General features: G+C 44.5%; 30 protein-coding genes and 1 other annotated feature (1 of these 31 cut by a window edge). Of the genes, 29 read left to right on the top strand and 1 reads right to left on the bottom strand.

Features of this window, described 5'->3' with window-relative positions; genetic code table 11:
• Window positions 1–28: 28 nt before the first annotated feature.
• From ADIAL_RS08420 to ADIAL_RS08410, 3 genes are all read left to right on the top strand, one after another.
• Window positions 29–295: a phosphocarrier protein HPr gene (locus ADIAL_RS08420; protein WP_034302514.1), complete on the top strand. Its 267-nt coding sequence runs from the start codon at window positions 29–31 to the stop codon at window positions 293–295.
• Window positions 295–2022 (top strand): phosphoenolpyruvate--protein phosphotransferase, encoded by a 1728-nt coding sequence (gene ptsP / locus ADIAL_RS08415; RefSeq protein ID WP_034302512.1) that lies wholly within the window; start codon window positions 295–297, stop codon window positions 2020–2022. The genes ADIAL_RS08420 and ptsP overlap by 1 nt, the downstream gene beginning before the upstream one ends.
• Window positions 2023–2089: 67 nt before the next feature.
• The gene (locus ADIAL_RS08410) at window positions 2090–2971 is read left to right on the top strand and encodes an NAD(P)-dependent oxidoreductase (protein WP_034302510.1); all 882 of its coding nucleotides are present in this window, start codon (window positions 2090–2092) and stop codon (window positions 2969–2971) included.
• 74 nt (window positions 2972–3045) lie between these two features.
• On the opposite strand, the gene ADIAL_RS08405 is transcribed toward ADIAL_RS08410, so the two are convergent.
• Window positions 3046–4224, bottom strand: a complete 1179-nt coding sequence (locus tag ADIAL_RS08405; RefSeq protein ID WP_034302508.1) for an aminotransferase class I/II-fold pyridoxal phosphate-dependent enzyme — start codon at window positions 4222–4224, stop codon at window positions 3046–3048.
• A gap of 193 nt (window positions 4225–4417) precedes the next feature.
• Between ADIAL_RS08405 and ADIAL_RS08400 the strand changes: the two genes are divergently transcribed.
• The 26 genes from ADIAL_RS08400 (at window position 4418) to ADIAL_RS08280 (ending at window position 25563) form a co-directional block, all read left to right on the top strand.
• Window positions 4418–4669 (top strand): YkuJ family protein, encoded by a 252-nt coding sequence (locus ADIAL_RS08400; protein ID WP_034302506.1) that lies wholly within the window; start codon window positions 4418–4420, stop codon window positions 4667–4669.
• Window positions 4670–4766: 97 nt separating this feature from the next.
• Window positions 4767–5300 carry a YqeG family HAD IIIA-type phosphatase gene (locus tag ADIAL_RS08395; protein ID WP_034302504.1) on the top strand — a complete coding sequence of 178 codons (534 nt, stop codon included), beginning with the start codon at window positions 4767–4769 and terminating at the stop codon, window positions 5298–5300.
• Window positions 5290–6411, top strand: coding sequence for a ribosome biogenesis GTPase YqeH (yqeH, locus tag ADIAL_RS08390; protein ID WP_034302502.1), 1122 nt, complete (start codon window positions 5290–5292; stop codon window positions 6409–6411). The genes ADIAL_RS08395 and yqeH overlap by 11 nt, the downstream gene beginning before the upstream one ends.
• 18 nt (window positions 6412–6429) lie before the next feature.
• Window positions 6430–6744, top strand: a complete 315-nt coding sequence (gene yhbY, locus ADIAL_RS08385; protein WP_034302500.1) for a ribosome assembly RNA-binding protein YhbY — start codon at window positions 6430–6432, stop codon at window positions 6742–6744.
• Between the two features lie 25 nt (window positions 6745–6769).
• Entirely contained in the window at window positions 6770–7405 is a 636-nt protein-coding gene (locus tag ADIAL_RS08380) for a nicotinate-nucleotide adenylyltransferase (protein WP_034302607.1), read from the top strand.
• A complete protein-coding gene (gene yqeK / locus ADIAL_RS08375) occupies window positions 7392–7994 on the top strand; it encodes a bis(5'-nucleosyl)-tetraphosphatase (symmetrical) YqeK (RefSeq protein ID WP_197017787.1) in 603 nt (200 codons plus the stop codon). The genes ADIAL_RS08380 and yqeK overlap by 14 nt, the downstream gene beginning before the upstream one ends.
• Before the next feature lie 10 nt (window positions 7995–8004).
• On the top strand, window positions 8005–8367 hold the full coding sequence (gene rsfS, locus ADIAL_RS08370; protein WP_034302497.1) for a ribosome silencing factor: 363 nt from the start codon (window positions 8005–8007) through the stop codon (window positions 8365–8367).
• Complete coding sequence (locus ADIAL_RS08365) at window positions 8364–9089, top strand: class I SAM-dependent DNA methyltransferase (protein WP_034302494.1); 726 nt, start codon at window positions 8364–8366, stop codon at window positions 9087–9089. Before rsfS ends, ADIAL_RS08365 begins: the two co-directional genes overlap by 4 nt.
• 8 nt (window positions 9090–9097) lie before the next feature.
• Window positions 9098–10306: a nucleotidyltransferase gene (locus ADIAL_RS08360; protein ID WP_081757777.1), complete on the top strand. Its 1209-nt coding sequence runs from the start codon at window positions 9098–9100 to the stop codon at window positions 10304–10306.
• Between the two features lie 104 nt (window positions 10307–10410).
• Window positions 10411–10974, top strand: a complete 564-nt coding sequence (locus ADIAL_RS08355; protein ID WP_034302490.1) for a YceD family protein — start codon at window positions 10411–10413, stop codon at window positions 10972–10974.
• Between the two features lie 45 nt (window positions 10975–11019).
• Window positions 11020–11199, top strand: coding sequence for a 50S ribosomal protein L32 (gene rpmF, locus ADIAL_RS11260; RefSeq protein WP_081757773.1), 180 nt, complete (start codon window positions 11020–11022; stop codon window positions 11197–11199).
• Between the two features lie 145 nt (window positions 11200–11344).
• Window positions 11345–11728: a DUF3397 family protein gene (locus tag ADIAL_RS11255; RefSeq protein WP_081757771.1), complete on the top strand. Its 384-nt coding sequence runs from the start codon at window positions 11345–11347 to the stop codon at window positions 11726–11728.
• A 181-nt stretch (window positions 11729–11909) separates the two neighbouring features.
• Window positions 11910–12341: a division/cell wall cluster transcriptional repressor MraZ gene (gene mraZ / locus ADIAL_RS08345; RefSeq protein WP_034302484.1), complete on the top strand. Its 432-nt coding sequence runs from the start codon at window positions 11910–11912 to the stop codon at window positions 12339–12341.
• A gap of 15 nt (window positions 12342–12356) precedes the next feature.
• Window positions 12357–13307 (top strand): 16S rRNA (cytosine(1402)-N(4))-methyltransferase RsmH, encoded by a 951-nt coding sequence (gene rsmH / locus ADIAL_RS08340; RefSeq protein ID WP_034302481.1) that lies wholly within the window; start codon window positions 12357–12359, stop codon window positions 13305–13307.
• Window positions 13308–13350: 43 nt separating this feature from the next.
• Window positions 13351–13728: a cell division protein FtsL gene (gene ftsL, locus ADIAL_RS08335; protein WP_034302478.1), complete on the top strand. Its 378-nt coding sequence runs from the start codon at window positions 13351–13353 to the stop codon at window positions 13726–13728.
• Window positions 13725–15875: a penicillin-binding transpeptidase domain-containing protein gene (locus ADIAL_RS08330; RefSeq protein ID WP_051503827.1), complete on the top strand. Its 2151-nt coding sequence runs from the start codon at window positions 13725–13727 to the stop codon at window positions 15873–15875. Before ftsL ends, ADIAL_RS08330 begins: the two co-directional genes overlap by 4 nt.
• A gap of 16 nt (window positions 15876–15891) precedes the next feature.
• Window positions 15892–16860, top strand: coding sequence for a phospho-N-acetylmuramoyl-pentapeptide-transferase (gene mraY / locus ADIAL_RS08325; RefSeq protein WP_034302475.1), 969 nt, complete (start codon window positions 15892–15894; stop codon window positions 16858–16860).
• Between the two features lie 76 nt (window positions 16861–16936).
• Entirely contained in the window at window positions 16937–18322 is a 1386-nt protein-coding gene (gene murD, locus ADIAL_RS08320) for a UDP-N-acetylmuramoyl-L-alanine--D-glutamate ligase (RefSeq protein WP_034302472.1), read from the top strand.
• A 19-nt stretch (window positions 18323–18341) separates the two neighbouring features.
• A complete protein-coding gene (gene murG, locus ADIAL_RS08315) occupies window positions 18342–19463 on the top strand; it encodes an undecaprenyldiphospho-muramoylpentapeptide beta-N-acetylglucosaminyltransferase (protein ID WP_034302469.1) in 1122 nt (373 codons plus the stop codon).
• Between the two features lie 21 nt (window positions 19464–19484).
• Window positions 19485–20324: a cell division protein FtsQ/DivIB gene (locus ADIAL_RS08310; protein ID WP_051503826.1), complete on the top strand. Its 840-nt coding sequence runs from the start codon at window positions 19485–19487 to the stop codon at window positions 20322–20324.
• A 330-nt stretch (window positions 20325–20654) separates the two neighbouring features.
• Window positions 20655–21959, top strand: coding sequence for a cell division protein FtsA (gene ftsA / locus ADIAL_RS08305; protein ID WP_051503825.1), 1305 nt, complete (start codon window positions 20655–20657; stop codon window positions 21957–21959).
• Between the two features lie 30 nt (window positions 21960–21989).
• Window positions 21990–23207, top strand: coding sequence for a cell division protein FtsZ (gene ftsZ, locus ADIAL_RS08300; RefSeq protein ID WP_034302463.1), 1218 nt, complete (start codon window positions 21990–21992; stop codon window positions 23205–23207).
• 24 nt (window positions 23208–23231) lie between these two features.
• A complete protein-coding gene (locus tag ADIAL_RS08295) occupies window positions 23232–23702 on the top strand; it encodes a cell division protein SepF (RefSeq protein WP_034302460.1) in 471 nt (156 codons plus the stop codon).
• A 39-nt stretch (window positions 23703–23741) separates the two neighbouring features.
• Window positions 23742–24026, top strand: a complete 285-nt coding sequence (locus tag ADIAL_RS08290; protein ID WP_231492129.1) for a YggT family protein — start codon at window positions 23742–23744, stop codon at window positions 24024–24026.
• A 7-nt stretch (window positions 24027–24033) separates the two neighbouring features.
• Window positions 24034–24819, top strand: coding sequence for a YlmH family RNA-binding protein (locus ADIAL_RS08285; RefSeq protein WP_034302453.1), 786 nt, complete (start codon window positions 24034–24036; stop codon window positions 24817–24819).
• 84 nt (window positions 24820–24903) lie between these two features.
• Entirely contained in the window at window positions 24904–25563 is a 660-nt protein-coding gene (locus ADIAL_RS08280) for a DivIVA domain-containing protein (protein ID WP_034302450.1), read from the top strand.
• Window positions 25564–25565: 2 nt separating this feature from the next.
• Window positions 25566–25634: a binding site (T-box leader), on the top strand; it runs 156 nt beyond the window's last position.

Here is a 25634-nt window from a genome sequence, read left to right as displayed (position 1 = left end):
CATTCTTAATTGAGAAGGAGAATTCGTAATGGAAAAAAGAGACTATCACGTAACAGCAGAAACAGGTATCCACGCTAGACCGGCAACACTTCTGGTGCAGGCTGCGAGCAAGTACAATTCAGACATTACTCTGGAATACAAAGGGAAGTCAGTTAACCTGAAATCAATCATGGGAGTTATGTCCCTAGGTGTGGGTAAAGGTGCAGATGTAACCATTTCTGCTGAAGGTGCAGACGAAAAAGAAGCAATCGAAGGAATCGATCAGACAATCAAGAATGAGGGAATGGCAGAATAATGACCTCACAAGTAACTGGAATTGCAGCAAGCGATGGTATCGCTCAAGCTAAAGCCTATCTACTTATTGAGCCAGACCTGACCGTGGAAAAGACACAAATCACGGATACAGACAACGAAAAAGCCCGTCTGACTAAAGCAATCGATGAATCCAAACAGCAGCTTTCCAAGATCCGTGATATCGCAGCCGAGTCCTTGGGTGAAGAAGAAGCTCAGGTATTTGATGCGCATGCAATGGTTTTGTCTGATCCGGATCTGATTGACCAGACGCATGCTGTTGTGGATAATGAGCAAGTCAATGCGGAGTTTGCGTTCAAGCAAGTAACGGATACTTTTATCGCGATGTTTGAAGGTATGGAAGATAATGCCTATATGCAAGAACGTGCTGCTGACATTCGTGATGTAAGAAAGCGTGTACTTGCTCTTCTGCTTGATGTGACTCTGCCTTCTCCAGCAACAATCGAAGAAGAAGTAATCATCATTGCGGAAGATCTGACTCCAAGCGATACCGCGCAGCTGAACAAAAAGTATGTCAAAGCCTTTGTTACAAATATTGGTGGACGGACATCCCACTCAGCAATTATGGCTCGTTCACTTGAGATCCCGGCAATCGTAGGAACCAAGAACATTACGGAACTGGTTTCAGCAGGGGATGAGCTCATCGTTGACGGAATTGAAGGCGATGTCTTCATCAATCCGACGGACGAAACGGTTGCAGCTTATGACAAGAAAGCTAAGGATTTTGCACAGCTCAAAGCGGAATGGGATAGACTCAAGGATGAGCCGAGTGTGACCCGTGACGGCAAGCATGTCGAACTGGCGGCCAATATTGGTACGCCAAAAGACCTTGAAGGTGTAAACAATAACGGTGGAGAAGCTATCGGTCTTTACCGTACGGAGTTTCTCTATATGGATTCCAGTGAGCTGCCGTCTGAAGACGATCAGTATGAAGCTTACAAGCAAGTGCTGGAAGGAATGGGAGACCGTCCGGTTGTTGTCCGAACAATGGATATTGGTGGAGACAAGGAACTCCCTTATCTTGAACTGCCTAAAGAAATGAACCCGTTCCTAGGTTATCGGGCGATTCGCGTGAGCCTTGATCAGGATGGCATTTTCCGTACACAGTTGAGAGCACTGCTTCGTGCTTCGGTTCACGGGACGCTTCGCATCATGTTCCCAATGATTGCTACTTTGCCTGAATTCAGAGACGCCAAAGCGATTCTCGAAGAAGAAAAAGCTAAGCTGATTGAAGAGGGTATTGCCGTTTCTGAACAGATTGAAGTGGGAATAATGATTGAAATTCCTGCAGCTGCTGTTTTGGCTGACCAGTTTGCTAAGGAAGTGGATTTCTTCAGTATTGGAACGAACGATCTGATTCAGTACACTATGGCTGCTGACCGCATGAACGAACAAGTATCTTATCTTTACCAGCCGTATAACCCGTCGATCCTCCGCCTAATTCAAGGCGTGATTGATGCTGCGCATAAAGAAGGCAAGTGGGCTGGTATGTGCGGAGAAATGGCCGGTGACCAGATTGCTGTTCCGCTCCTGGTTGGCTTGGGACTGGATGAATTTTCTATGAGCGCCACCAGTATTCTTAAAACCAGAAGTCTTCTAAAGACTCTGGACACGAACAAAATGAAAGAGTTGGCTTCCAAAGCATTGACGGAATGTACAACATCCGAAGAGGTTGTTGCGCTCGTCAATCAGTACGTGGACAGTCAATAAAGTTTAGACAGGCCAGGTTCCCAAAGGAATCTGGTCTTTTTTTACTATATTACAAGGAGGAATGAATATGAAAGTAGGATTTATTGGTGCAGGCGTAATGGGCGAAGCAATCATCGATCATTTGATGAATGCTGGCCATGAGCTTACTATATACAGCCGGACAAAGCACAAGGCTGACTGGCTGCTGGCGAAAGGTGCGGTCTGGGCAGAAAGTCCTGCTTCCCTGGCGGACATGTGCGATTGCCTTTTTACGATGGTAGGTTATCCATCGGAAGTCGCGGACGTCTACTTTGGAGAAAAAGGTATTTTTGACACGGACATCAGAGGGAAGTTATGTGTGGACCTGACCACCAGTACTCCTTCTTTGGCCCAAAGAATCTTTAAACAGGCACAAAGTAAAGGGGCAGAAGCTCTTGATGCGCCTGTTTCTGGTGGAGATATAGGGGCACGCAAGGGAACGCTGACGGTCATGGTCGGAGGTAAGAGAAAAGCGTATCAGCAAGTCTCTTCATTGCTGGATGTTTTCGCTTTACATCACATGTTGCATGGCCCAGCAGGGAGCGGACAGCATGTTAAAATGGCCAATCAGATCATGGTAGCGGGAACAATGACAGGCTTGACAGAAATGCTAATTTATGCGGATAAAGCGGGTCTTGACCGCGAGAAGGTCATACAGACCTTGAGTGGAGGTGCTGCAGCCAACTGGTCGCTGGTCAATTATGGCCCAAGAATACTAGCGGAAGATTATAGTGCGGGTTTCTTTGTCAAGCACTTTGTTAAAGATCTGAAGATTGCGTTGGATGAAGCAGAGCGGATGGAATTGAGTCTCCCCGCTACAGAAAAAGCTAGTGAACTTTACCACTTGCTAATGGAGAAGGGATACGGTGAAGAGGGGACTCAATCACTGATCCATCTCTGGGAGAGGGGGATCGGTCCTGAAGGACTTTAGAATATAATAAACAAGCGTGTATTGAAAACAGCGTAGGGGCTGCATTCAATACACGCTTGTTTGTCGCTCAGTTTTCACTGGGAATGCTGAGTGATATAGGTGTGTATCCGATTCATTGCTTCTGTGATGTCTGACAAACTGGCAGCATAGCTTAATCTGACATATCCTTCTCCAGCAGCACCAAAAGCGGCTCCTGGAATCAAGGCAACTTTGGTTTCTCGTGCCAGCTCATAGCAGAAATCAAAACTGTTCTGACCGAATTGTTCAGGTATACGGGCAAAAATGTAGAAAGCTCCAGTCGGTTCGGCGATTTCAAAATCAAGCGCTCGTAAAGCCTTAATGACCACATCCCGTCTCTTTTGGTATTGCTCTTTCATAGAAAGCGCATCGTTTTTCCCGGCTGTTAAAGCTTCAACAGCCGCATACTGGGTAATGCTGGAGGCACTGGTTACAAGGGACTGATGGGTCTTCACGATTTGCTCGCTCAGGTACTTTGGAGCGAAGATTAGTCCTAGTCTCCAGCCTGTCATAGCATGGGATTTAGAAAGGCCGTTAATAACAACTGTCTGGTCCCTCAAATGCTCACCCAGAGAAACAAAGGGCTGGTCGTAGACAATCTCACTATAAATTTCATCGCTTATTGCAATGACATCAGGATAGGTTCGAAGAATATCTGCGATTTCCTTGACCTCTGCTTCATTCCATGTCGTTCCAGTTGGATTGTTCGGGTAGTTGAATATAACGGCTTTAAGACAATCGCCATGTGCTGCAATTGTTTTTTTCAATATAGCTGGGTCAACCTTGAAGCCGGTGGCAGAGGTATCGATAAAAATCGGTTCTGCCTTGGCATAGCGGACAAGAGATTCATAAAGAGAAAAGAAAGGTGACGGTATGATTACTTTGTCTCCTGGATTGAGCAGGGTAAGCAGGGTGGCGGCCAGGGCCTCCGTTGCCCCGACAGTAGCCTGGACTTCTGTTTTTGGATCATAGTTTAAGCGGTATTTTTCTCTGACAAAATCAGCTGCTGCCTGCCTGAGGGGGAGGTAGCCGGCAGTAGGTGTATAAAATGAAAAATCACCATCGATTGCTCTCTTGGCAGCTTCTTTGATGTGGTCGGGAGTCTTGAAATCCGGCTGACCGAGAGTCAGGCGGATCAGGTCACCGAATGTGGATACTTTATCATCGAATTGACGTATTTGAGAAATTTCTGCTTTTAGCACTTCTGTGTTAAATAGCGGTCGGGTCATTGTCATCATCATCCTTTTAAGCATTTTTTTTATGGTATCACAAAATGCGAAGGTTTTGTTAATGGGATTTTAATATTCATGTGCGACAAGTAAGCTCCTGCATAATTTTCACTAAAGAGTAACTGAAATACTGCAATTTGAACGAGAATCTGTTAAAATGACTAAGTGAAGTAGAAAAGAAGCAGGAAGGGGAAAGTATATGAAACCATCCCAGTTGATACCAATTATTCGTCGCCTGGAAGCGATGCGTGAAGATCAGAGTGATGAGGTTCAAATCAGACGATTTGAAAAAGACGGTAAAGAGCAGTGTATCGTCAGGTACGACAGCAAGTCCCGAATGTTTGAGCTAGAAGACCGCACCGCTCAGCAGACCTACGAGTTTGACAACATCGATTATGTTGCAGTAGAAATTCTGGAGCTCGTCCAGCCTGCTACGTCTACTGAAGATTAAAAATAAGAAGTGCACAAAAGGAAGTGCTTTGTGTGCTTCCTTTTTTTTAGAATTTATTTACCTGGAGTAAGAGCCTACTAAAAAAAGGAGGAAGTGGATGCTGAACAGTTTTAAGCCGACCTGGATGGTAGAATCAATCTATCAGATTTCCCCAGAACAGCTAAAAAGCAAGCAAATCAAAGCTGTTTTGACGGATTTGGACAATACACTTATTGCCTGGAATAACCCTGAGGCAACAGAAGAGACAATCGAATGGATTAAAGAAATGAAAGCAAATGGGATCAAAGTCATTATTCTTTCAAACAACCGGCGCAAAAGGGTCGGGAAAGTGGCTGGAATCCTGGAGCTGGAGTTTGTTCCCAATGCGCTTAAACCTTTTCAGAAAGGCTTCAATAAGGCGCTGAAAGATTACGACCTGACGAAAGATGAAGTGCTGATGGTAGGCGATCAGATTATAACGGACATCAAAGGAGCCAACCATGCAGGTATACAGAGTGTCCTGGTCAAGCCGATACTGGACTCGGACGCCTGGAACACCCGCTTCAACCGTTTTGTGGAGCTGAAGATCATGAATCACTTGTTGGAAAAGGATCCTGATATGAAATGGAGAGGGAGTTTACATGACAGATAAAGAATACCAGGAAGACATATACTGTATAGGTTGCGGGGCGGTTTTGCAAAGTGATGATGAAAACAAGTTAGGCTATGTCCCGCAAGCAGCCCTGAGCAAAGCAGAAGAGGAAGCTGTCTACTGCAAGCGCTGCTTTCGTCTGAGACATTATAATGAAGTGCAGGATATCGAATTGTCAGATGATGATTTTCTGAACATGCTGCATGAACTGAGCAGTCAGGATGCTCTGATTGTCAACATGGTGGACATATTTGATTTTAATGGAAGTGTTATATCAGGTATTCAGCGATTTGCTGGAAACAACCCTCTCGTCATTGTCGGAAATAAAGTCGATTTGCTTCCTAAATCGCTCAAGCAGTCCAAAATGCGGCAGTGGATCACTGAACAGTGCCACTTGGTCGGTCTCAGACCCCAGAGTGTCTACCTCATCAGTGCCTTAAATAAAGATTCAGTCAGCGAATTGATGCAGAGCCTGGAAAAAGAGCGGCGCGGTAAAGATGTATATATTGTGGGGACAACCAATGTCGGCAAGTCTACACTGGTCAACCAGATTATTTCGATTGCAACAGACGAAGATAATACAGTGACAACTTCTTATTTCCCGGGGACGACACTAGGCAAGATTGAGATTCCCCTGGATGATGAAAAAGTATTGGTGGATACTCCCGGTATCATTCAGCCGGCTCAACTTTCTTATTACTTGCCGCCTAAAGATATCAAGGCAGTCACACCAAGGAAGGAAATAAAACCCAAGAGCTATCAGTTGAATGAGGGGCAGACAGTTTTCCTCGCGGGACTGGCTCGTTTTGATTATCTAAAAGGAGAAGGTAAGCAGTCATTTGTGCTGTATGCAGCTAATGATCTCTATATTCACCGGACAAAAACTGAAAAAGCAGATGAACTGTACAACACTCAAAAAGGGGCATTGCTAAATCCGCCTTCTCATCCAGATTCTCTTCCCGAGCTCAAACGCTATGAGTTTACATTAAATGAACCGTCAGACATCGTCTTTTCGGGACTGGGTTGGGTATCGGTCGAGAATGCAGGGACCAAAGTTGCCGCTTGGGCGCCTAAAGGTGTCGACGTTGTCGTGCGTAAAAAACTGATTTAAAGAAGAAAGGAAAGACATATGAAACTAACAGGTAAACAGAAACGATTTTTGAGAGCTGAAGCAAACAGCATGTCACCGATTTTTCAAATTGGAAAAAACGGCCTGACTGAAGAGATGGTGAGAGAATTTGAGGATTCTCTGGAAAACAAAGAGCTGATGAAAGTTCAGCTTCTGCAAAACACTGAGTGGACAGCGAAGGAAGCTAAGGCGTTTATCGAAGAAGTGTCTGGAATTACTGTTGTTCAGACGATAGGAAAAGTGCTGGTCTTGTTCAAAGAGGCTGAAGAAGATAAATATCGTCGCTATTCTTCCCGCTTGCCGAAGCAGAACTGAAAGAGAGGTGGGCTAAGTGAGTCATATGCATTCAATGACAACAGAAGCTGTAGTTCTCACTGAAGAGCAGCTCCTGGAGTCCGGACACAAAGTCGGTATTCTTGGAGGAACATTCAATCCTCCACATATTGGCCATTTGATTATTGCCGAACATGTCAAAGATCAGCTCGGGCTGGAGAGGATGCTTTTTATGCCGTCTTATACCCCTCCTCACAGAAAAGGAAAAGAAACACTGGATCCATTACATCGTGTACACATGCTGAAATATGCATTGGCGGAGAATGAGGGGTTTGATATCGAACTCAGTGAAATTCAGCGCAAGGGCAAAAGTTATACCTTTGATACACTCAAAGCTTTAAAAGAAGCGCACTCGGATACCGAATACTACTTTGTCATTGGCGCCGACATGGTCGAAGATCTGCCGAACTGGTATAAAATTGATGAACTGATACAGCTAGTTCAGTTTGTTGCGGTTGGACGTCCGGGCTACGAGCTTCAAAGCAGTTATCCGGTGATCAAGGTGGATGTGCCAAAAATAGACATCAGTTCGACCCTAATCCGTCAGAAGATAAGGGAAGGCTGCTCGATAAAGTATCTCGTAACTGATGAGACTGAAGCTTATATCAGAAGAGAAGGTTTGTATCTAAATGAAGAAAAATAAACTGTCCTATTCAAATAAATACTGCAGTCTGTCCAGAGCGGATCTTATTAGTGTGATGGAAAAAAGTATGAGCAAAAAGCGGTTTAAGCATGTGCTTCGGGTTGAAGAAACCGCTCTTGAACTGGCTGAACGATACGGAGCAGATAAGGAAAAAGTAAGTATTGCTGCTTTATCTCATGATTTTGCCAAGGAACGTTCTGACCAGGAAATGCGCGACATCATCATCAGTGAAAGTCTGGATCTAGATATGCTCCAGTACGGCAGTAATATCTGGCACGGACCGGTGGGTGCTGTACTGATGAAGAATGAGTTCGGTCTGGAAGACGAGGAGATACTGGAAGCAATTAGTTGTCATACAATAGGCTCCTTCAGGATGCATCTGATTGCTCAGATTGTATATGTAGCGGACTTTATTGAACCCAACCGAAAGTTTAAAGGCGTGAGAAAAGCAAGAGAAAAAGCAGAAGAAAATCTGAAAGAAGCGATTGCCTATATTTCGCGTCACACTCTCAGTCATCTGCTTAAAAAAAATGCAAGTATTTATCCCAAGGCAGTGGAAACGTACAATGCCTGGGCTACAAAACAGTAGGAGGAATACGATGACACAATCAGCAAAAGCAATATTGGAATATGTAGTCAAAGCGGCAGACGCTAAATTTGCAGAGGATATACTAGCTCTGGACATGAAGGGAGTCTCCCTGCTAGCCGATTACTTTGTAATTATGCACGCAAACAACGAGCGGCAGCTTGAGGCAATTGCTCAAGCGATACTAGATACGGCTGCAGAGAATAAGCAGCCAATCAAACGCATCGAAGGTAAAGACAGTGCCAAATGGATTCTGATTGATTTAGGCGATATCATCGTTCATCTTTTCAATCAGGAGGAAAGAGACTTTTATAGACTGGAGCGACTCTGGTCCGATGCTGAACAAGTCGATATTCGTGACTGGATCAGCGAATGAGTTACAACTGGTTTGCCAAAGTCTATGATGAGTTGATGGATGACAGTTTGTATAGCCAGTGGCTTCAGTATACGCAAAAACACTTACAACCTGGGGCGACTCTACTGGAGCTAGGTTGCGGAACTGGCATACTGGGCATCATGCTGAAGCAGGCTGGATACGACCTGACTGGACTGGATTTATCCGAAGAAATGTTGAGTCTGGCGTACAATCGACAGCTTGAAAGCAAAACGATGTTTCCACTGCTGCACAGAGACATGAAGGATCTGTCAGGCCTCCCGCCATTTGATGCGATGGTCTGTTACAGCGATGCTTTGTGCTATATGGAAAGTGAAGAATCGCTGAAGACGGTTTTCAAGGCAGTATACAATGGCTTGAATAAAAATGGCTGCTTTCTTTTTGATGTCCATTCACCACTGAAGATAACTGATTTTCTCGAAACGTCCTTTCATGCTGAAACAAACGGCATTGTTTTTTTGTGGGACAGTTATGAAGGTGAGTATCCAAATTCAATAGAACACCAGCTGACATTCTTTGTTGAAAATGAAGAAGGTCTTTATGAGAGGTTTGAAGAGCTGCATAAGGAGCGCACATACAGCCTGCAGACGTATCAGCAGCTCCTTAAAGAAGCAGGGTTCAATCAGGTCAAGGTCACTTCGGACTTTCAGGATTCTTTTGATGGCGTCAATGGTAGACGCTGGTTTTTTGAAGCAGTGAAATGAGGGGATAAATGATGAAAGTATGCGGAGTGATCGCAGAGTATAATCCTTTTCATAACGGACATCGCCATCACTTGGAAGAAGCACGGCGTCAGACGGGAGCAGATATCATCATTGTCGTCATGAGCGGCAATTTTCTCCAAAGAGGAGAGCCGGCTATTGTGGACAAATGGGTTCGGGCTGAAGCTGCGCTAACATACGGAGCAGATATAGTGGTTGAACTGCCTGTGGACCATTGTGTTCAGCCTGCAGATCATTTTGCAGAAGCGGGCGTATCCATACTGGCCGGACTCGGCTGTGAGCTGATCAGTTTTGGAAGTGAAGCGGGCGAGGCCTCTTCTTTCACAAGAGCGGCTGACCTGTATTTGACCCACGAGGAAGCAATCAATAAAGAATTGACTGCCACATACAAGCAGGATATGACATATGCACAGAATTTCAGCCGGGTAATGAGTAGATTTTTTCAGGATTTTCCTATTGATTTGCTGCAGCCCAATAATATATTAGGTTTTGCATATGCCAAAGCCATTGTCAGGCGAAATTATCCAATTAATCTCCATACCATTCCCAGACTAAAAAGTCATTATCATGATCAAAGCCTTGACAAGGAGGGGACAGTGGCGAGCGCCACTGCAATCAGAAGAAATCTCCTGGAAGAAAAGTTTTCTGCTGAACTGGCAAGCCGATATATGCCGGATCTCATGACTACCTACATCAAAGAACGACCGCTTGTTTCCTGGGAAGCGTTTTTTCCTTTGCTGAATCATCAGCTAATTATTTTGCCGGAAGAGCAATTGATGGAAACATACCTTATGGAAACCGGACTCGAATACAGACTGAAAAACAAAATAAAAGAGGCACGTTCGATGCAGGAATTTATGGAAAATATGAAGACACGGCAAGTTTCGTGGACGACCTTGCAGCGTTTATGCTTGCACGTGCTGCTAGGAAACAAGACTGTGGAAATGCATAAAAGAATGAGAAGCATTGAGGCAGTCCGCCTGCTCGGCTTCAATGCTTCTGGCAGGAGATATATAAGCAAAGCAAAGAAAACTTTTCAGATTGAACTTGTATCTAATGTAAACAAGAAAACTGCCCGGATGATTGAACAGGATATCCTGGCAGGAGAAGTTTACAGGCTAGCTGATAAAAATCGCATTCGGCACCAAGATTTTTATACTTCGCCCCTCAATCTTATTGACAAGCAAAGCCCAAACTAGTATAATTATTTTTGTTGTCCAAGTGTTGATGTAATAGATCTTCGATGACCGTGCTTGTAAATGGTTTTTATACAATCTGTCGCCTTAAAATGGAGGGAATGTCAATGAAAACTAAATGGGCATTAAGTGAATTGAAAAAATATCAGGATCTGCCGCTTTCGATAGAAGGAACGGTCGATTTTGAACAGTCTTTGAAAGACAGAGACCATGAGGTCCTGTCAGTGGCTCCGATTACCTTGAAAGGTACGCTCGAGAATGACAAGAATGAGGCATACTTTGTGGATTTGCTCATAACAACTGAGTTAACACTGCCTTCATCACGTTCGCTTGAGCCTGTGACAGTCCCACTGAGCTTTTACTTTTCTGAAATCTACCTTCCGACTCAGTCATCAGTTACGGCTGATTCTTTTACTGAAGGTGAAATCGTTGAGGAACTGGACTCAGATACCCTGGACTTGCAGAAACCGATCGAGGATGCTATCCTCACAAGCAAGCCTACTCAGGTTTATACGGAGGAAGAGTATCAGTCGGACACAATGCCTAGGGGAAATGACTGGGAAGTTGTAGGTGAAGATGATTTGCAGAATCCATCCCGTACGAGTGGTAAGGATACTGAAGATCCTCGATTCGCTGCACTGAAAAATCTTTTCAAAGATGATAATGAATAGCACTTGAATCTAGAAATGAATCCTTTTAAGGAGGTGTGTTGGAAAATGGCAGTACCTAAAAGAAGAACTTCTACTAGCAGAAAAGCAAAAAGACGTACGCATATCAAATTGGACCTTCCAAACATGAGTGATTGTTCAAACTGTGGTGAAGTAAAACGTAACCACCATGTATGCCCATCATGCGGATTTTACGCTGGAAAAGAAGTCGTCAATAAAGAGGCGTAAGCCTTCTAAGATCGACTGTTTGACATCTGAAAAAAGATGAGAAAAGACGTTTATGAGTTCCTCATAAACGTCTTTTCTGCTATGATCATACCAGTCAGGCCACTTAGACGGGGTGTCTGACAGGATAGCAGCTTAAGAACAGGAAGTGATTTGTATTCAAACATCCTCTGTAAATATTACACTGACGCTTTTTTATTTTTCACCTTTTCTAATACTCATGTTTTCCAGGCGGCTGAACAGACAGTTCCGGCTAGTGTATCTACCCTTAAAGGTAGTAGATTTAATGATTCCCTATCTACTGGTTCTAGCCTATTTCTTTGGCCGATACTACTTTCAGATTAATATTGTTCCATACATCGTGATGGGCATTTCTGTGATAGGTCTTGGCTCAGCCAGTTACCAGACCTTTGTGAAGAAAGAACTAACAGTGTATCTGTTCTTGCGGCGCTGGTGGCGCTATGTTTTTATCATCATGCTCACAGTACACAGCCTAATCGGTCTAGTTTCAGCATGGATGTTGTACATGTAAAGTTAAATGATTCTTTCAAGTCTTCCTGTGTTTATTAGGGAGGCTTTTTTGTGCTGCATAGTAATTGAAAGAAAGGGCTTTAACTATTTTTTACAAATGCATGATATTTCAATAATGATGTGGTAGAAAGTGGGGGGATGTGGTAGACTAAGCCTAATAAGTGGGGAAAGGGGACAATGAAATGCTGTTAGGCGAATATAAGCATAATATCGATGCCAAAGGTCGCTTAATTATCCCGTCTAAATTCCGAGAGGATCTGGGTGTTTCTTTCATTGTTACCCGAGGACTAGATGGCTGCCTTTTCGGCTATCCGATGGACGAATGGACTGCGCTCGAAGCTAAACTTAAGCAGTTGCCGCTAGCGAAAAAAGAGTCACGTGCCTTTACCCGCTTTTTGTACTCGGCAGCAACCGAGTGCTCTCTTGATAAACAAGGGCGCATCAACCTCCCGAACACGCTTATCACTCACGCTTCACTTGAAAAAAGCTGCTACATTGTAGGGGTGTCTGATCGTATCGAGATATGGAGTGAAGAGAAGTGGGATGCATATTCTCAAGATGCTGATGATTCTTTTGAAGAAATCGCTGAGGGAATGATTGATTTCGGGTTTTAATGACGGAGGATAATAATGGTAAAATTTGAACATGATACAGTAATGCTCAATGAAACAGTTGAAGGACTCAATGTGCGACCTGGAGGAATATATGTGGATTGTACGTTGGGAGGAGCTGGGCATACGGCTCTGATTCTGGAGCAGCTGAGTGAGGGTGGTCATCTATATGCCTTTGACCAGGATCTGACAGCTATTAGACATGCAGAAGAAGTTCTGAAGGAAGAAATCGCTCAAGGCCAAGTATCGTTTATACATGCCAATTTCAGAGATATAAAAACGGAGCTTGCTGAACGCGGGGTGCATAAAGTAGACGGTGTCCTATATGATTTGGGAGTCTCTTCGCCTCAGCTGGACGAAACAGAACGGGGATTCAGCTACCACAAAGATGCCCGCCTGGACATGAGGATGGACCAGACACAGTCTCTGACGGCACATGAAATAGTCAATAAGTGGGAATACAACGATCTGGTTCGTATTTTTTTTCGCTATGGAGAAGAAAAATTTTCCAAGCAGATTGCACGACGGATTGAAGCGAACAGGAAAGAAAAAGAGATTAACACAACACATGAACTGGTTGAGCTCATCAAGCAAGCTATTCCTGCCCCGGCCAGAAGAAAAGGCGGCCATCCGGCTAAGCGAATTTTCCAGGCACTGAGGATCGCTGTAAACGACGAGCTGGGTGCTATTGAAGAGTCACTTGAATTGGCAATAGACTTGCTTTCTGTATCAGGAAGAATCAGCGTTATCACCTTTCACTCTCTTGAAGACAGGATTGTCAAGCAGATGTTCAAAGGCTACGCCAGTCTGCCGGATCTTCCACGCGGCTTGCCTGTGGTTCCGGACCAACAGCAGCCTAGGTTGAAACTAATCAACAGAAAACCGATTACTGCCAGCGAGAATGAACTGGAAGAGAACAACCGGTCCAGAAGTGCTAAGTTGAGGATCGCTGAAAAACAAAGAGACTGACCTCCTATGGTCAGCGTAAACCAGTAAGGGAGAAGTGAATAACATGATGAATGATAATCTGGCAAGACAAATCAGCAGTCAGCAGCCGCTTGACCAGCCTCAGATTCAGCAAGAGCCTCAAAAGGTACATAGACCTACCCCGAAGCCAAAAGGACTGACCAGGCTCGAAGGTGCCGTTATTAGTCTTTTTGGCATGGTTGCTTTTGTACTGGCAGTTGGACATATTGCCTTGTCCATGCAAGTATCGACTTTGAACCGCTCTATTCAGGACCTGGAGTCACAGGCAGTGATCACACAGGTTCAAAACGAAAATTTTGAACAAGAAGTACAGGAACTGTCCAGATATGACCGGGTATATTCGATTGCTCGTGAGCATGGACTGGAAATGAATGAGGAACAGATCAGGAATGTATTCAGATGAAGCAGCTAAGAAAAAAGGTTATTAAAGCCAATCCGTTTAGAAACCGGAAGCAGATCGCTATCTTCATGTATCTAATGTGCTTTGTACTTTTTTTCAGTCTGCTTTTCCGTTTTACCTGGATTATGGTGAAAGGCGAAGTAAACGGGGAAGATTTGCACGAGAACGTAGAGCGCCTTTATACACGCAGCAGTATCCTTCAGGCCAGGAGAGGGACCATATATGACCGTAACGGTAATCCTGTTGCACTGGATGCCGCTTCTTTTCAGATGATCGGTGTCCTCACCCCTGAATGGTCTGCACCGAACCGGCCACAGCATGTAGAAGATTCACGTGCTGTGGCCCGCATTCTGTCTGAGCATATTGCCATGGGCGAAAACGACATTTATGATCGCTTGAGCTCTGACCGTAAACAGGTTGAGTTTGGTAGTGCCGGCAGCAATCTGAATTACGGTACGATGAGTGCCATTAGAGACGCGCTAGAGGAAGAAGAATTAACAGGGATCCGCTTTGAAGAAAGCAGAAGCCGGCTTTATCCCAATGGAACGTTTGCCTCCCACACGATTGGTCTAGCTCAAACAAGTGAAGAAAATGAGAATCAGCTGACAGGAGTCATGGGAATCGAACAGCAGTTTGATGACTTGCTCAGCGGTAAAAATGGCTGGCGCCGTCTGCAACGTGACAGGTTTGGCTATGTAATTCCTGGACAGGATATTGATGAGCAGGAGCCAGTCCATGGAGAGGATCTCCAGTTGACAATTGACCGCCGTTTGCAGATTTTTTTGGAAAGTGTCGTGGAAGATGTCAGCCAAGCACACCAGCCCAAATATATCACAGCTAATTTGATGCATGCCCAAACAGGTGAGATTCTGGCAACTTCCCAAAGACCGACATTCAATGCGACAACGAGAGAAGGCATCGATCAGTCCTGGCAGAATCTGCTGACGGATTATACGTTCGAACCGGGATCCACAATGAAGGTGTTGACTCTAGCAGCCTCGATTCAAGAAGGGACCTTTAGCCCCAATGATTATTTCAAATCCGGCCAGCTGAATATAGCGGGAGGAGTAGTGCGTGACGTCAGGCGAGAAGGATGGGGAACTATATCCCATTTGGAAGGTCTAGTTCGTTCCAGTAACGTCTCTTTTGTTCATCAGGTAGAGGAAATGGGACGAAATACATGGGGAGAGTACCTGGACGCCTTCGGTTTTGGTGAACAGACAGGCATTGCCTTACCAAATGAAGCAAGAGGAAGCAACCCGTTCGAATGGCCTCTTCAAAAGTTAAATACGTCCTTTGGTCAAGGGATTGCCGTGACGCCTGTTCAGATGCTTAGGGCCTTCTCTGCAGTGACGAACGGTGGCCGTATGGTCAACCCGCACCTTGTCAAAGACCCGGATCTGGATCTGAAGGAAAGCGAACCGGTTATATCCGAAGAAACGGCACAGCAGACCATGGCATACTTGAAAGAAACTGTGACTGATGAGAACGGGACTGGACAGAACTATCAGATCGATGGCTTCGAGATTGCAGCCAAAACAGGTACAGCTCAAATCCCGGATCCTGATACGGGAAGGTATCTTACAGGACGTGAGAACCATGTGTTCTCAGTCGTCGGTATGGCGCCAGCTGACGATCCTGAACTGATTTTATTTGTCACAGTGCAGCAACCTCAGCTCAACACAATCACTCATGGTGGTCAGGCTGTCCAGCAGATTTTCAACCCGGTCATGCGCAGGGCGCTGGAGTATTATACTGCCGGAAGTGATGAGCAGGCCAGGCAGCAGGATACTGCCTTAGAAATGAGCCGTTTTATTGAACGGGACACTCAGGATGTACTGAACTACCTTAGCAAGCAGAAGCATCCCTACAGTGTTATCGGCACAGGTGACCGGGTTGTGCAGCAACTGCCGGTCTATGAATCAGAAATAGACGAATCACAACGTCTGCTGTTGCTGACAAACGGAGCCATGACACTGCCTGATTTGACCGGCTGGTCCAGAGGCGAGTTGCACAAACTTAGAGAACTGACAGGCATCTCGCTTCAAATTGAAGGAGAAGGCTTTGTCACTGAGCAAAATTTGGCTGCCGGGTCATTCATTGAAACAGGAACTGAAATAATGGTACAATTGTCAGCGAATCAAGAATGACAATAGAGAGGATTTAATGAAATTGAATAGTTTACACTTGTTATTAACAGCCCTAATCAGCGGGGGACTGGCTGCAGCCTTTATGCCCTCCGTTATCCGTTACTTTAGAAAAAAACAATTGGGGCAGACGACCCGTGAAGAAGGGCCGTCATGGCATCAGGCTAAGTCAGGGACACCTACGATGGGGGGCCTGTCGATACTGCTGGCTGTTGCAGTCGCCTCTCTGGGTCTCAGTTTATTTTTTCAGCTGCCGGTACTGCTGAATGCTTTGCTGGTTTTCATCTTTGTTGTCTTTGCCCTCATTGGGTTTATAGACGACTATATTAAAGTGGTCATGAAACGCAATTTGGGCTTGACAAGTCTGCAAAAACTACTGGCACAAATTGCTGGAGCCGTTCTATTTTACATCGGAATCAGCCAGCTGATTCCAGTAGGTGCGGTACAACTTCCGTTTGGCATCAGTCTGAATATTGGCTTGTTTTATAGTTTATTTGTTCTGTTCTGGCTGGTGGGCTTCTCCAATGCCACCAATCTTACAGACGGAATAGACGGATTGCTGGCTACGACGGGCATGCTTGCCTATATAACTTATACGGTGATTGCAGTACGGCAGGGGCAGTGGGACGTAGCCTTATTCACCTCGGCTGTTACAGGTGCACTGTTTGGTTTTTTCCTGTTTAATAAAAAGCCGGCTAAAATTTTCATGGGTGATGTCGGTTCACTTGCTCTGGGGGCGGGCCTGGCTGGAACATCGATTGTTTTAAATCAGGAATGGACGCTGCTGCTGATTGGACTGATATTTGTATTCGAAACAGCGAGTGTTATGCTACAAGTCGGTTCTTTTAAGCTGAGAGGCAAGCGTATATTCAAGATGAGTCCAGTTCACCACCATTTTGAAATGAGTGGCTGGGGAGAATGGAAAATTGTGGTTGTCTTTTCGCTGGTCACATTGGGAGCGAGTGCAGCAGCACTTATTATGATATAAATGACCGGAACTGGTAGTAGGCTTCTACTTCCAGTTTTTTTCATAGATTCACAGCTTTAGTTAAAAGGAGCAGGCTATGTATAATAAAACTTATTTTAAAAACAAAGATGTACTGGTATTAGGACTGGCAGTCAGCGGCTTCAGTGCAGCAAAAGTTTTGAAGGAATTGGGAGCACGGGTTACTGTCAATGATTTCAAAAGTCTAAAAGGAGATCCTGCTGCATTAGAACTGCAAAAAATGGATATTCAGGTAGTGAGTGGAGGGCATCCGCTTGAACTTCTGGACCAGCCGGTTGATTTGATTGTCAAAAACCCTGGCATTCCGTATTCCAACCCCCTATTGGCAGAGGCAGCAAATAGAGGAATCCCAATTATTACCGATGTTGAAATCGCCGATTCTATTAGTCAGTCAATGATCATTGCCATTACCGGTACTAATGGAAAAACAACGACTACTCGAATGATTGAGTCACTTTTGGCTTCAGAGCAGTTGCCAGGCGAGGTCTATTCCGTGGGTAATATAGGCCAGCCGGCAGCTGAAGTGGCTGTCAGTTCCAGACCCGAGGATAAGCTGGTTATGGAAGTATCCAGTTTCCAGCTGATGGGAACCCGGCATTTCAAGCCATCTATCGCAGTGATTACAAATATCCATTCGGCCCATCTGGACTATCACGGCTCACGAAAAGAGTATGTCGATGCAAAATTGAATATTACCCGAAACCAAACATCAGAAGACTATCTGATTTATAATCATGATCAGCTTGAACTGACTGAGCTGGTGATCCGGGAAAGCAAAGCGCAACTTCTTCCTTTTTCAAGAAAAGATGAACTAAATCAGGGAGTCTATCTGAAAGATTCCATAATTTATTTTGATAAAGAAAGAATAATGGACAGCAGTGACATAGTTCTGCCAGGTAAACATAACTTGGAAAATGCCCTGGCTGCGATAGCTGTAGCGAAACTGAATGGTATTTCCAACGCACACATCGAAAATATTTTCCGCCACTTTCAGGGAGTTGAGCACCGGATGCAGTTTGTCGGGGGGATAAACGGACGTCGATTTTATAATGATTCAAAGGCTACCAATACATTAGCAACCATCAATGCTTTAGAAGGGTTCGAGAAAAAAGTTATCCTTCTTGCAGGAGGTCTTGACCGAGGAACAGATTTTAATGACCTTGTACCGGCCCTAAGAAAGCATGTCAAGCAGCTGTTTACTTTTGGAGAAACAGCTGAGACTCTTTGCCAAACGGGTAAGGAAGCGGACGTGGCGGTCTGTGTAAATACCCAAACACTTGAAAAGGCAGTTAGGACGGCTTATGCAAGTAGTAGTCCAGGAGATGTTCTGCTCTTGTCACCAGCTTGCGCAAGCTGGGATGCCTATAAAAATTTCGAAGCTAGAGGGCAGGATTTTATCGAGGCTGTCACACATCTTGAAGCAAATGAAAATAAAGGAGAGTAGGCACAGAAGTGCATCGACTATGAAAATATTGGTAACTGGTGGCGGTACCGGTGGACACATTTACCCGGCACTTGCTTTGATAAAAAGAATCAAGGAAGTCCATAAAGAAGCAGAGTTTCTCTATGTAGGGACAGAACGTGGACTGGAAAGCACAATTGTCCCTAAGGCCGGTGTCTCTTTTAAGGCTCTTAAAGTAGAAGGATTCAAGCGGAAACTTAATTTTGAAGGGATTGTTTACAACTTAAAAACGATTGGGTACTTTATCCGGTCGATTCATATGTCTAAAAAACTGATCGCGTCTTTCCGGCCGGATATTGTTATCGGAACGGGAGGGTATGTCAGTGCACCGGTCTGTTACGCGGCGGCAAAAGTGGGTGTAAAGACCATTGTACACGAACAGAACAGTGTTGCGGGCGTTACAAATAAATTTCTAGCAAGATACGTTTCTGCGATTGCTATTTGCTTTGAGGATGCCCGAACTCAATTTAAAGGACAGGAAGAAAAAGTGATTTTTACTGGGAACCCGAGAGCACAGGAAGTAGCACATATTAAGAAAAACGACAGTCTCAGACACTATGGTCTCGATCCTGAGAAGCCATCGGTCCTGATATTTGGAGGGAGTCGGGGTGCAGCAGCCATCAATCAGGTTGTAATGGACAGCCGGGCCTATTTTCCTGATGAAGCCTTCCAAGTTCTTTTTGTTACCGGAGAAGCTAACTATGAACGGTTTCTAAAAGAATGGACAGCGGGTAAAGAACTTGCAGGTCTTGAAAAAGTGAAAATTGTTCCTTACGTGGATAGCTTGCCTGAAGTATTTGCATCTGTTTCGCTGGTTGTTGCCAGAAGCGGGGCGACGACATTAGCTGAGCTGACGGCAATCGGGGTACCCAGCATTCTGATACCGAGCCCGAATGTAACGGAAGATCACCAGACTAGAAATGCCCGTAGTCTGTCTGATGCTCATGCCGCTTTGCTGCTTAAGGAATCGGAACTGAACAGTGATGTATTCATGCAAGCGGTGAGTCAGCTCATGAAAGATGAACCAAAGCGCCTGAAAATGGCGCAGCAGGCAAAAGAGATTGGAGTGCCGGATGCGTCAGACCGGATCATTCAGCTGATGATTGATCTGATCAGACAATAAGGTGAACAAGGAGTAGTGGCGATGTCAGAACGTGACAGAAAAAAAGAACCGGCACTGGCAGAGAACGACACACAGGCCGTTACAAAAAGACAAGTGAGTGGTAGGCTGTTGCGGAACTGGTTGCTCCTGGCAGGCCTGTTTACTCTTGCCATTATTGTATCGGGCTATATGATCAGCCCTCTCAGCGAAGTCAATGAGGTGAGTGTTGATGGTAATACCGAAGTATACGACCAGACTGTGCTGGAAAACAGTGGTATTTTATCTGGCGATGAGATGCTTGACATTTTTATGAACCGAGGCGACATCGGGCAGAAGATTTCAGCTGGTATACCGCAAGTAGCCGAAGCCACTCTTAAAGTAACGGGTTTGCAGTCGGTGAACATTCTGATAAAGGAGTATGAAACAGAGGCGTTCTTGCTTAACGAAGGAGAGTACTATCAGGTACTGGAAAACGGAGTGATTCTTGACCAAGTAATTCCGCGGGCCAGTTCAAGCGGCAGGCCGATATTGGTTAATTTTGAGCAAGGCAGTACACTGGAACGTATGCTGGAAGAATTTCAAGATGTTGATGAACGGGTGAAAAGCCTAATTTCAGAAGTCGAACATAGAAACAGCGAACGGAATCCAATGCTAATACGGATTTTCATGAATGACGGAAATGAGGTAATGGCATCGATCCCCACATTTGCGGAGCGGATTAATTATTATACTCAAATGAGGGAAGCGGTAGATGGCCAATCCGGTGTTTTTGATCTGGAAGCGGGAGCGTTCTTTATCCCTTTTGATTCGGAAGTAAACGAGGAACTTGACCTACTGGATGAAAATGAAGAGCTGACAGAAGATGAGGATGCTGAGGAGTAAACTAACTCTCGGCTTAAAGAGGCGGCAATGTGCCAGGCCTCTTTTTTTTGTATAAGAGATTAAGATGACACTTGCTCTTAAGTGAAAGTGCGATCGATAGTTAATAAAATCACCGGTCAAGACTGCATGTACCATTAGAAGATGGCTGCGTGTCACAAAAAATGATATTTATTAGTATTGTTACATAAAAGTAATTCAAATCTACTGATAAATCAATAAATGCTCTTCATTATCCCTTAGAGTTTGTGGTAGAATGAAAAGTATCAATAGTTAAAATAAGGCTTATTCTAAGCGCAATTTAATTATTGGAGAATGGGAGGTTTCAATAAAGTGAAAGATGGAATTTATTCAAGTTTAGATATTGGAACCACTTCAATAAAAGTCATTGTTTCAGAAGTCTTAAATGGTAAAATGAATGTTATTGGAGTCGGAAGTGAGAAGTCTAATGGAATCAATAAAGGGTTAATCATCGATATCGATGAAACAGCTCTTTCTATAACAAAAGCAATCAAACAGGCTGAAGATAAGTCAGGCATGCAGATCCGCTCACTCATTGTAGGAGTACCGGTGACCAATGTCGATATCAGTCCGTTCCATACATCGATTTTAGTGGAAAATGCATCACAGGAAATCAATGATTCGATGCTGAAAAAAATCATCGAGCAAATAAAAAATAAAAAAATCCCCAGTGACAAAACGCTGCTCTCGGTTATGGTGGAAGAATTCATAGTCGATGGTTTTGATGGCATAAAAGATCCGCGCAAGATGGTGGGGGAACAAGTCGAACTGTACGGCACCTATTTGGCGGTACCGAAAACAATCCTACACAACATCAGGAAGAGTGTTAGTAATGCAGGCTATGCAATCAGTGATATGGTCTTTCAGCCTAAAGCCATGTCCGAGCTGGTCCTGTCTGAAGATGAAAGACGGTTTGGGACTATCCAGATCGATCTTGGAGGGGGACAGACGTCAGCCTCTGCAGCACATGATGAGCAAGTAAAGTTTTCAACAATTGTACAAGAGGGTGGAGAAAACATAACCAAAGATATTTCGGTTGTGCTCAATACTTCACTGAAAAATGCGGAAAAGCTTAAACGAGAAGTCGGCTATGCCTACCCTCTAGATCCTGAAGAAAAGACGCAGACGATTTCGGTCGATGTGATTGGACAGGACGGTTCGATAGAGGTCAAAGAATCGTATATTGCTGAAATCATCGAAGCACGTCTGGCTCAGATATTTGAAAAAATCAGGTATGAATTAGATGAAATCGGTGCACGGGATCTTCCCGGAGGCATCGTGATCACTGGTGGGACAGCAGCTATACCTGGCATCAAGGAATTGGCTGAGGATATTTTTGAAGTGAATGTCAAGACGTATATACCAGATTTTATGGGTGTCCGTTACCCTTCCTTCACTAATGCAATCGCACTGGTTCATTCCAAAGCGCAAATGGACGAATTATCAAGGGTTTTGAATCATTTGATTCTTGATGATGACTATATTCAGCAAGGTGGACCAACTGTCGAAAAACCGGCAGCTGCTCCTCAAGTGCACAAGCCTGAAGACAGGCAGTCATCTGGAAATGAATCGGTCATCGATTCAATCAAAAGCTTCTTTTCAAATTTTTTTGATTAAACAAGAGAAGGTAAAACAGGAGGAAATAAAATGGAACTAGGATTTGACTCAGCACTATCTAATGGAGCAATAATCAAAGTCATTGGTGTCGGTGGAGCCGGCGGTAATGCAGTTAACCGAATGATTGAAGATGATGTACAGGGTGTTGAATTTATCGTCGCTAATACGGACCTTCAGGCTCTGGAAATGATGAGCGCAGAAACTAAAATTCAACTGGGACCTAAACTGACTCGAGGATTGGGTGCAGGAGCCAATCCTGAAGTTGGAAGAAAGTCCGCAGAAGAAAGTGAAGAAGCGATTGCTGAGGCTCTTCAAGGAGCAGATATGGTTTTTGTCACTGCTGGTATGGGAGGCGGAACCGGAACAGGGGCTGCTGGAATCGTTGCCCGCATTGCTAAAGAACAAGGGGCTTTGACTGTAGGTGTCATTACCAGACCATTTACTTTTGAAGGGCCGAAAAAAGGTCGTTTTGCCGCTGAAGGCATTGCATCGATGCGTGAGCATGTCGATACATTGGTGACGATTTCTAATAACCGGCTACTTGAAATCGTCGATAAGAAAACACCAATGATGGAAGCATTCAGAGAAGCAGACAATGTACTGAGACAGGGTGTGCAGGGGATTTCCGATCTGATCACAAATCCTGGCTATGTCAACCTGGACTTTGCAGATGTTAAAACAGTAATGGAAAATCAGGGTTCTGCCCTTATGGGAATCGGGACCGCAACGGGTGAAAACCGTACGGCTGAAGCAACAAAAAAAGCTATTTCCTCACCACTGCTTGAAGTGTCTCTGGATGGGGCAGAAAATGTACTGCTGAATATCACTGGCGGATCTGATCTGACTCTCTTTGAAGCACAGGATGCATCCGACATTGTTTCGGCAGCAGCTACCAGCGACGTCAACATTATCTTTGGTACTTCTATCAATGAAGATCTAGGTGATGAAGTCGTTGTAACTGTTATTGCGACAGGAATTGATGCAGAGAAAAAAAGCAAGCCGAAACCTCAGCAAGCCAAAAAAGCTGTACAGCCCAACCCAAGTCAGTCAAATGAAAAAGATCCGTTTGGCAATTGGGACATTAGAAAAGAACCGAATCTGAGAGACCGGCACAATGCAGATCTGGATGAAAAAGCAGAGAATAGAAAAGAAAACTCTTCCGGCAACTTGTTCTCCAGAGATGAAGAGAGCGGTAATTCTTCTGAGGAAGTGGACACACCTCCTTTCTTTAGAAGACGCCGAAAATAAGGTCCAACGGAAAGGAAGAGTAGAATGAGCATCAAAGACAAACTGAACGATTACTTTTCTCTCAGTGACACCGATTCAGATGCAGTTGAACCTCAACCAGAAAAAGAAGCAAAGCTCAAGCAGCCGGCTGTTCAAGATACACCGGCTTTGAGGCCGAGTGCTGATACTGATTCAAAACGATCACATCATCAAAATATTGTGGCAATCAATCACCAGCAGGCACTGAAAAAGCCTAAAATCCGTGTAATGGAACCGAGACTCTACTCGGATGTTCAGTCAATAGCTGACATTCTTTTAAACAATCAATCAGTTGTGCTGAATTTCAGGCGCATGGAAAAAGGTCAGGCTAAGCAGATGCTTGACTTCCTGATGGGGACAACATATGCCATTAAAGGTGATATCCAGAGACTGGGTGAGGAAATTTTCATCTGCACACCACAGTCTTTTGAAGTCGATGGTGCCGAATTGCAGGCACTTAAAAATAAAGAGTATTAAGCAGAATGGAGTTACAAAACATACATGGGTGTTCAATTATTGCAAGCATTATATAGGCTGGTCATGCAGGGCTTTCAAATTTACCGTATTGCCCTGATTGTATACTTTTTACTTTCATGGATGCCGGGAGGCTATCAGTCAGGTTTGGGGCAGTTCCTGATAAGAATCTGCGAACCGTACGTCGGCATCTTCAGACGCTTCGTTCCGCCTGTCGGTATGATTAGTCTGGCCGGAATCGTGGCCTTTTTCTTCCTTACATTTATTGAGATGGGGATCACACAGGTGTTTCAAATCCTGTTCAGACTAGTTGTACAGATAGGATGAGGTAAAGATGGAAAATGTTTACCAGCATTTCAGGCCTGAAGAAAAAGCGTTTATTGATCAGGTGACAGACTGGCTTCGCCAGGTGGAGATGCAGTATACTCCTTACTTGACTCCGTTCTTGGATCCAAGAGAGCAGTTTATTGTAAAATCAATTGCGGGTCAGCATGATGAAGTGAAAATAAACAGCTATGGGGGATACGAGGCGGCAGAGCGCAGCCGCCTCTATCTGTCACCAGCTTATTTCGAACCGGAGCAGAATGATTTTGAGATTAAAATCGCAGAAATTCGTTACCCTAAAAAATTTGCTGAACTGTCTCACGGTAAAATCCTTGGTACACTTATGGGAGCCGGTGTCGAGCGAAGCACAATAGGAGACATCGTTTCTGATGGAGAGCGCTGGCAGTTTTTTGCTGAGGCTTCAATCATGGATTTTCTTACAGCTTCTGTTACTAAGATTGGCAACGTGTCGATCCAGCTTGAAGAGTGTCCCTATACGGCTATCATACTGCCAAAGGATACATGGGAAGAACGTCATGAAATTGTCTCTTCGCTGAGGCTTGATGTAGTTTTGGCAGGGGTCTTCAATATTTCTAGACAGCGTTCAAAAGAACTGATTTCTGCCGGAAAGGTCAAAGTCAATTGGCATGAAACAGAACGGCCTGATATGCCTCTTGGTGTGCATGATGTAGTATCTATCAGAGGGTATGGACGGGTCAGACTGCAGAACATTGAAGGCAAGACAAAAAAAGAAAAAATCCGACTAAATCTCGGAGTTCTGGACCGCAACAGATAAAAGTAAAAGGCGCTTGAGATAAACGAGTAGATTCTTTATACTAAAGGCATTGAAGCCTGAAAATTACATGGAGGTGTTTTTCCTATGGCCTTAACACCATTGGATATACATAACAAAGAATTTCCAGTTAAAATGAGAGGGTACGATCAGGACGAAGTTAACGACTATTTGGATCAGATAATCAAGGACTATGAGATGCTTTTGAAACAGAAAAAAGAAGCGGAAAAGAAATTGAGTTTTGCAGAAGAAAAACTGGCAAATTATGATCAAATGCACGACTCATTGAACAAATCAATTTTGGTTGCTCAGGACGCGGCTGACCGTCTGAAACAAAATGCCGAAAAAGAAGCGGACATGATTACTAAAGAAGCGCGTACGCAAGCGGGCAACGTGACGCATGAAGCTGAAAATCATGCAGATGAGTTACTAAAAGATGCAGTCAACAAAGCTCGGCGCATTGAACAGGAGACGGAAGAACTAAGAAAGCAGAGCCGTATTTTCAGACAGCGGCTTCAGCTGATGATTGAGTCGCAGCTTGAACTAGTGAAGAAAGAAGAGTGGGATGACATTCTTCAGCCGCCTACATCTGAACAACCGGAAATTCACACTATTAAAGAAGTAAAGAAAGAACTGGATAGTAAAGAACCGGATGATGTCGAAGAGCAATCCTCTGAGCTGGCCGAAGATGGCGAAGCATACGAAGAGGGCATGACTCCTGCTGTGGAACTGCCTGAAGTAAAATAATAACTAAACTGGATCTTGAAACACGTTCATGATTGATGCTTTACAGAGAGTCAATGCAGGCTGAGAATTGA

The sequence above is a fragment of the Alkalibacterium sp. AK22 genome (assembly GCF_000585255.1).
GTDB lineage: Bacteria > Bacillota > Bacilli > Lactobacillales > Carnobacteriaceae_A > Alkalibacterium.
The sequence above is the reverse complement of the archived record's forward strand: the minus strand, read 5'-3'. Positions and strand labels throughout refer to the sequence as shown.

Excerpts from the sequence above, each read along its gene's own strand:
- ADIAL_RS08420 (WP_034302514.1), top strand. The coding sequence starts at position 29 with ATGGAAAAAAGAGACTATCACGTAACAGCAGAAACAGGTATCCACGCT.
- ptsP (WP_034302512.1), top strand. The coding sequence starts at position 295 with ATGACCTCACAAGTAACTGGAATTGCAGCAAGCGATGGTATCGCTCAA.
- ADIAL_RS08410 (WP_034302510.1), top strand. The coding sequence starts at position 2,090 with ATGAAAGTAGGATTTATTGGTGCAGGCGTAATGGGCGAAGCAATCATC.
- ADIAL_RS08405 (WP_034302508.1), bottom strand. The coding sequence starts at position 4,224 with ATGACAATGACCCGACCGCTATTTAACACAGAAGTGCTAAAAGCAGAA.
- ADIAL_RS08400 (WP_034302506.1), top strand. The coding sequence starts at position 4,418 with ATGAAACCATCCCAGTTGATACCAATTATTCGTCGCCTGGAAGCGATG.
- ADIAL_RS08395 (WP_034302504.1), top strand. The coding sequence starts at position 4,767 with ATGCTGAACAGTTTTAAGCCGACCTGGATGGTAGAATCAATCTATCAG.
- yqeH (WP_034302502.1), top strand. The coding sequence starts at position 5,290 with ATGACAGATAAAGAATACCAGGAAGACATATACTGTATAGGTTGCGGG.
- yhbY (WP_034302500.1), top strand. The coding sequence starts at position 6,430 with ATGAAACTAACAGGTAAACAGAAACGATTTTTGAGAGCTGAAGCAAAC.
- ADIAL_RS08380 (WP_034302607.1), top strand. The coding sequence starts at position 6,770 with ATGCATTCAATGACAACAGAAGCTGTAGTTCTCACTGAAGAGCAGCTC.
- yqeK (WP_197017787.1), top strand. The coding sequence starts at position 7,392 with ATGAAGAAAAATAAACTGTCCTATTCAAATAAATACTGCAGTCTGTCC.
- rsfS (WP_034302497.1), top strand. The coding sequence starts at position 8,005 with ATGACACAATCAGCAAAAGCAATATTGGAATATGTAGTCAAAGCGGCA.
- ADIAL_RS08365 (WP_034302494.1), top strand. The coding sequence starts at position 8,364 with ATGAGTTACAACTGGTTTGCCAAAGTCTATGATGAGTTGATGGATGAC.
- ADIAL_RS08360 (WP_081757777.1), top strand. The coding sequence starts at position 9,098 with ATGATGAAAGTATGCGGAGTGATCGCAGAGTATAATCCTTTTCATAAC.
- ADIAL_RS08355 (WP_034302490.1), top strand. The coding sequence starts at position 10,411 with ATGAAAACTAAATGGGCATTAAGTGAATTGAAAAAATATCAGGATCTG.
- rpmF (WP_081757773.1), top strand. The coding sequence starts at position 11,020 with ATGGCAGTACCTAAAAGAAGAACTTCTACTAGCAGAAAAGCAAAAAGA.
- mraZ (WP_034302484.1), top strand. The coding sequence starts at position 11,910 with ATGCTGTTAGGCGAATATAAGCATAATATCGATGCCAAAGGTCGCTTA.
- rsmH (WP_034302481.1), top strand. The coding sequence starts at position 12,357 with ATGGTAAAATTTGAACATGATACAGTAATGCTCAATGAAACAGTTGAA.
- ftsL (WP_034302478.1), top strand. The coding sequence starts at position 13,351 with ATGATGAATGATAATCTGGCAAGACAAATCAGCAGTCAGCAGCCGCTT.
- ADIAL_RS08330 (WP_051503827.1), top strand. The coding sequence starts at position 13,725 with ATGAAGCAGCTAAGAAAAAAGGTTATTAAAGCCAATCCGTTTAGAAAC.
- mraY (WP_034302475.1), top strand. The coding sequence starts at position 15,892 with ATGAAATTGAATAGTTTACACTTGTTATTAACAGCCCTAATCAGCGGG.
- murD (WP_034302472.1), top strand. The coding sequence starts at position 16,937 with ATGTATAATAAAACTTATTTTAAAAACAAAGATGTACTGGTATTAGGA.
- murG (WP_034302469.1), top strand. The coding sequence starts at position 18,342 with ATGAAAATATTGGTAACTGGTGGCGGTACCGGTGGACACATTTACCCG.
- ADIAL_RS08310 (WP_051503826.1), top strand. The coding sequence starts at position 19,485 with ATGTCAGAACGTGACAGAAAAAAAGAACCGGCACTGGCAGAGAACGAC.
- ftsZ (WP_034302463.1), top strand. The coding sequence starts at position 21,990 with ATGGAACTAGGATTTGACTCAGCACTATCTAATGGAGCAATAATCAAA.
- ADIAL_RS08295 (WP_034302460.1), top strand. The coding sequence starts at position 23,232 with ATGAGCATCAAAGACAAACTGAACGATTACTTTTCTCTCAGTGACACC.
- ADIAL_RS08285 (WP_034302453.1), top strand. The coding sequence starts at position 24,034 with ATGGAAAATGTTTACCAGCATTTCAGGCCTGAAGAAAAAGCGTTTATT.
- ADIAL_RS08280 (WP_034302450.1), top strand. The coding sequence starts at position 24,904 with ATGGCCTTAACACCATTGGATATACATAACAAAGAATTTCCAGTTAAA.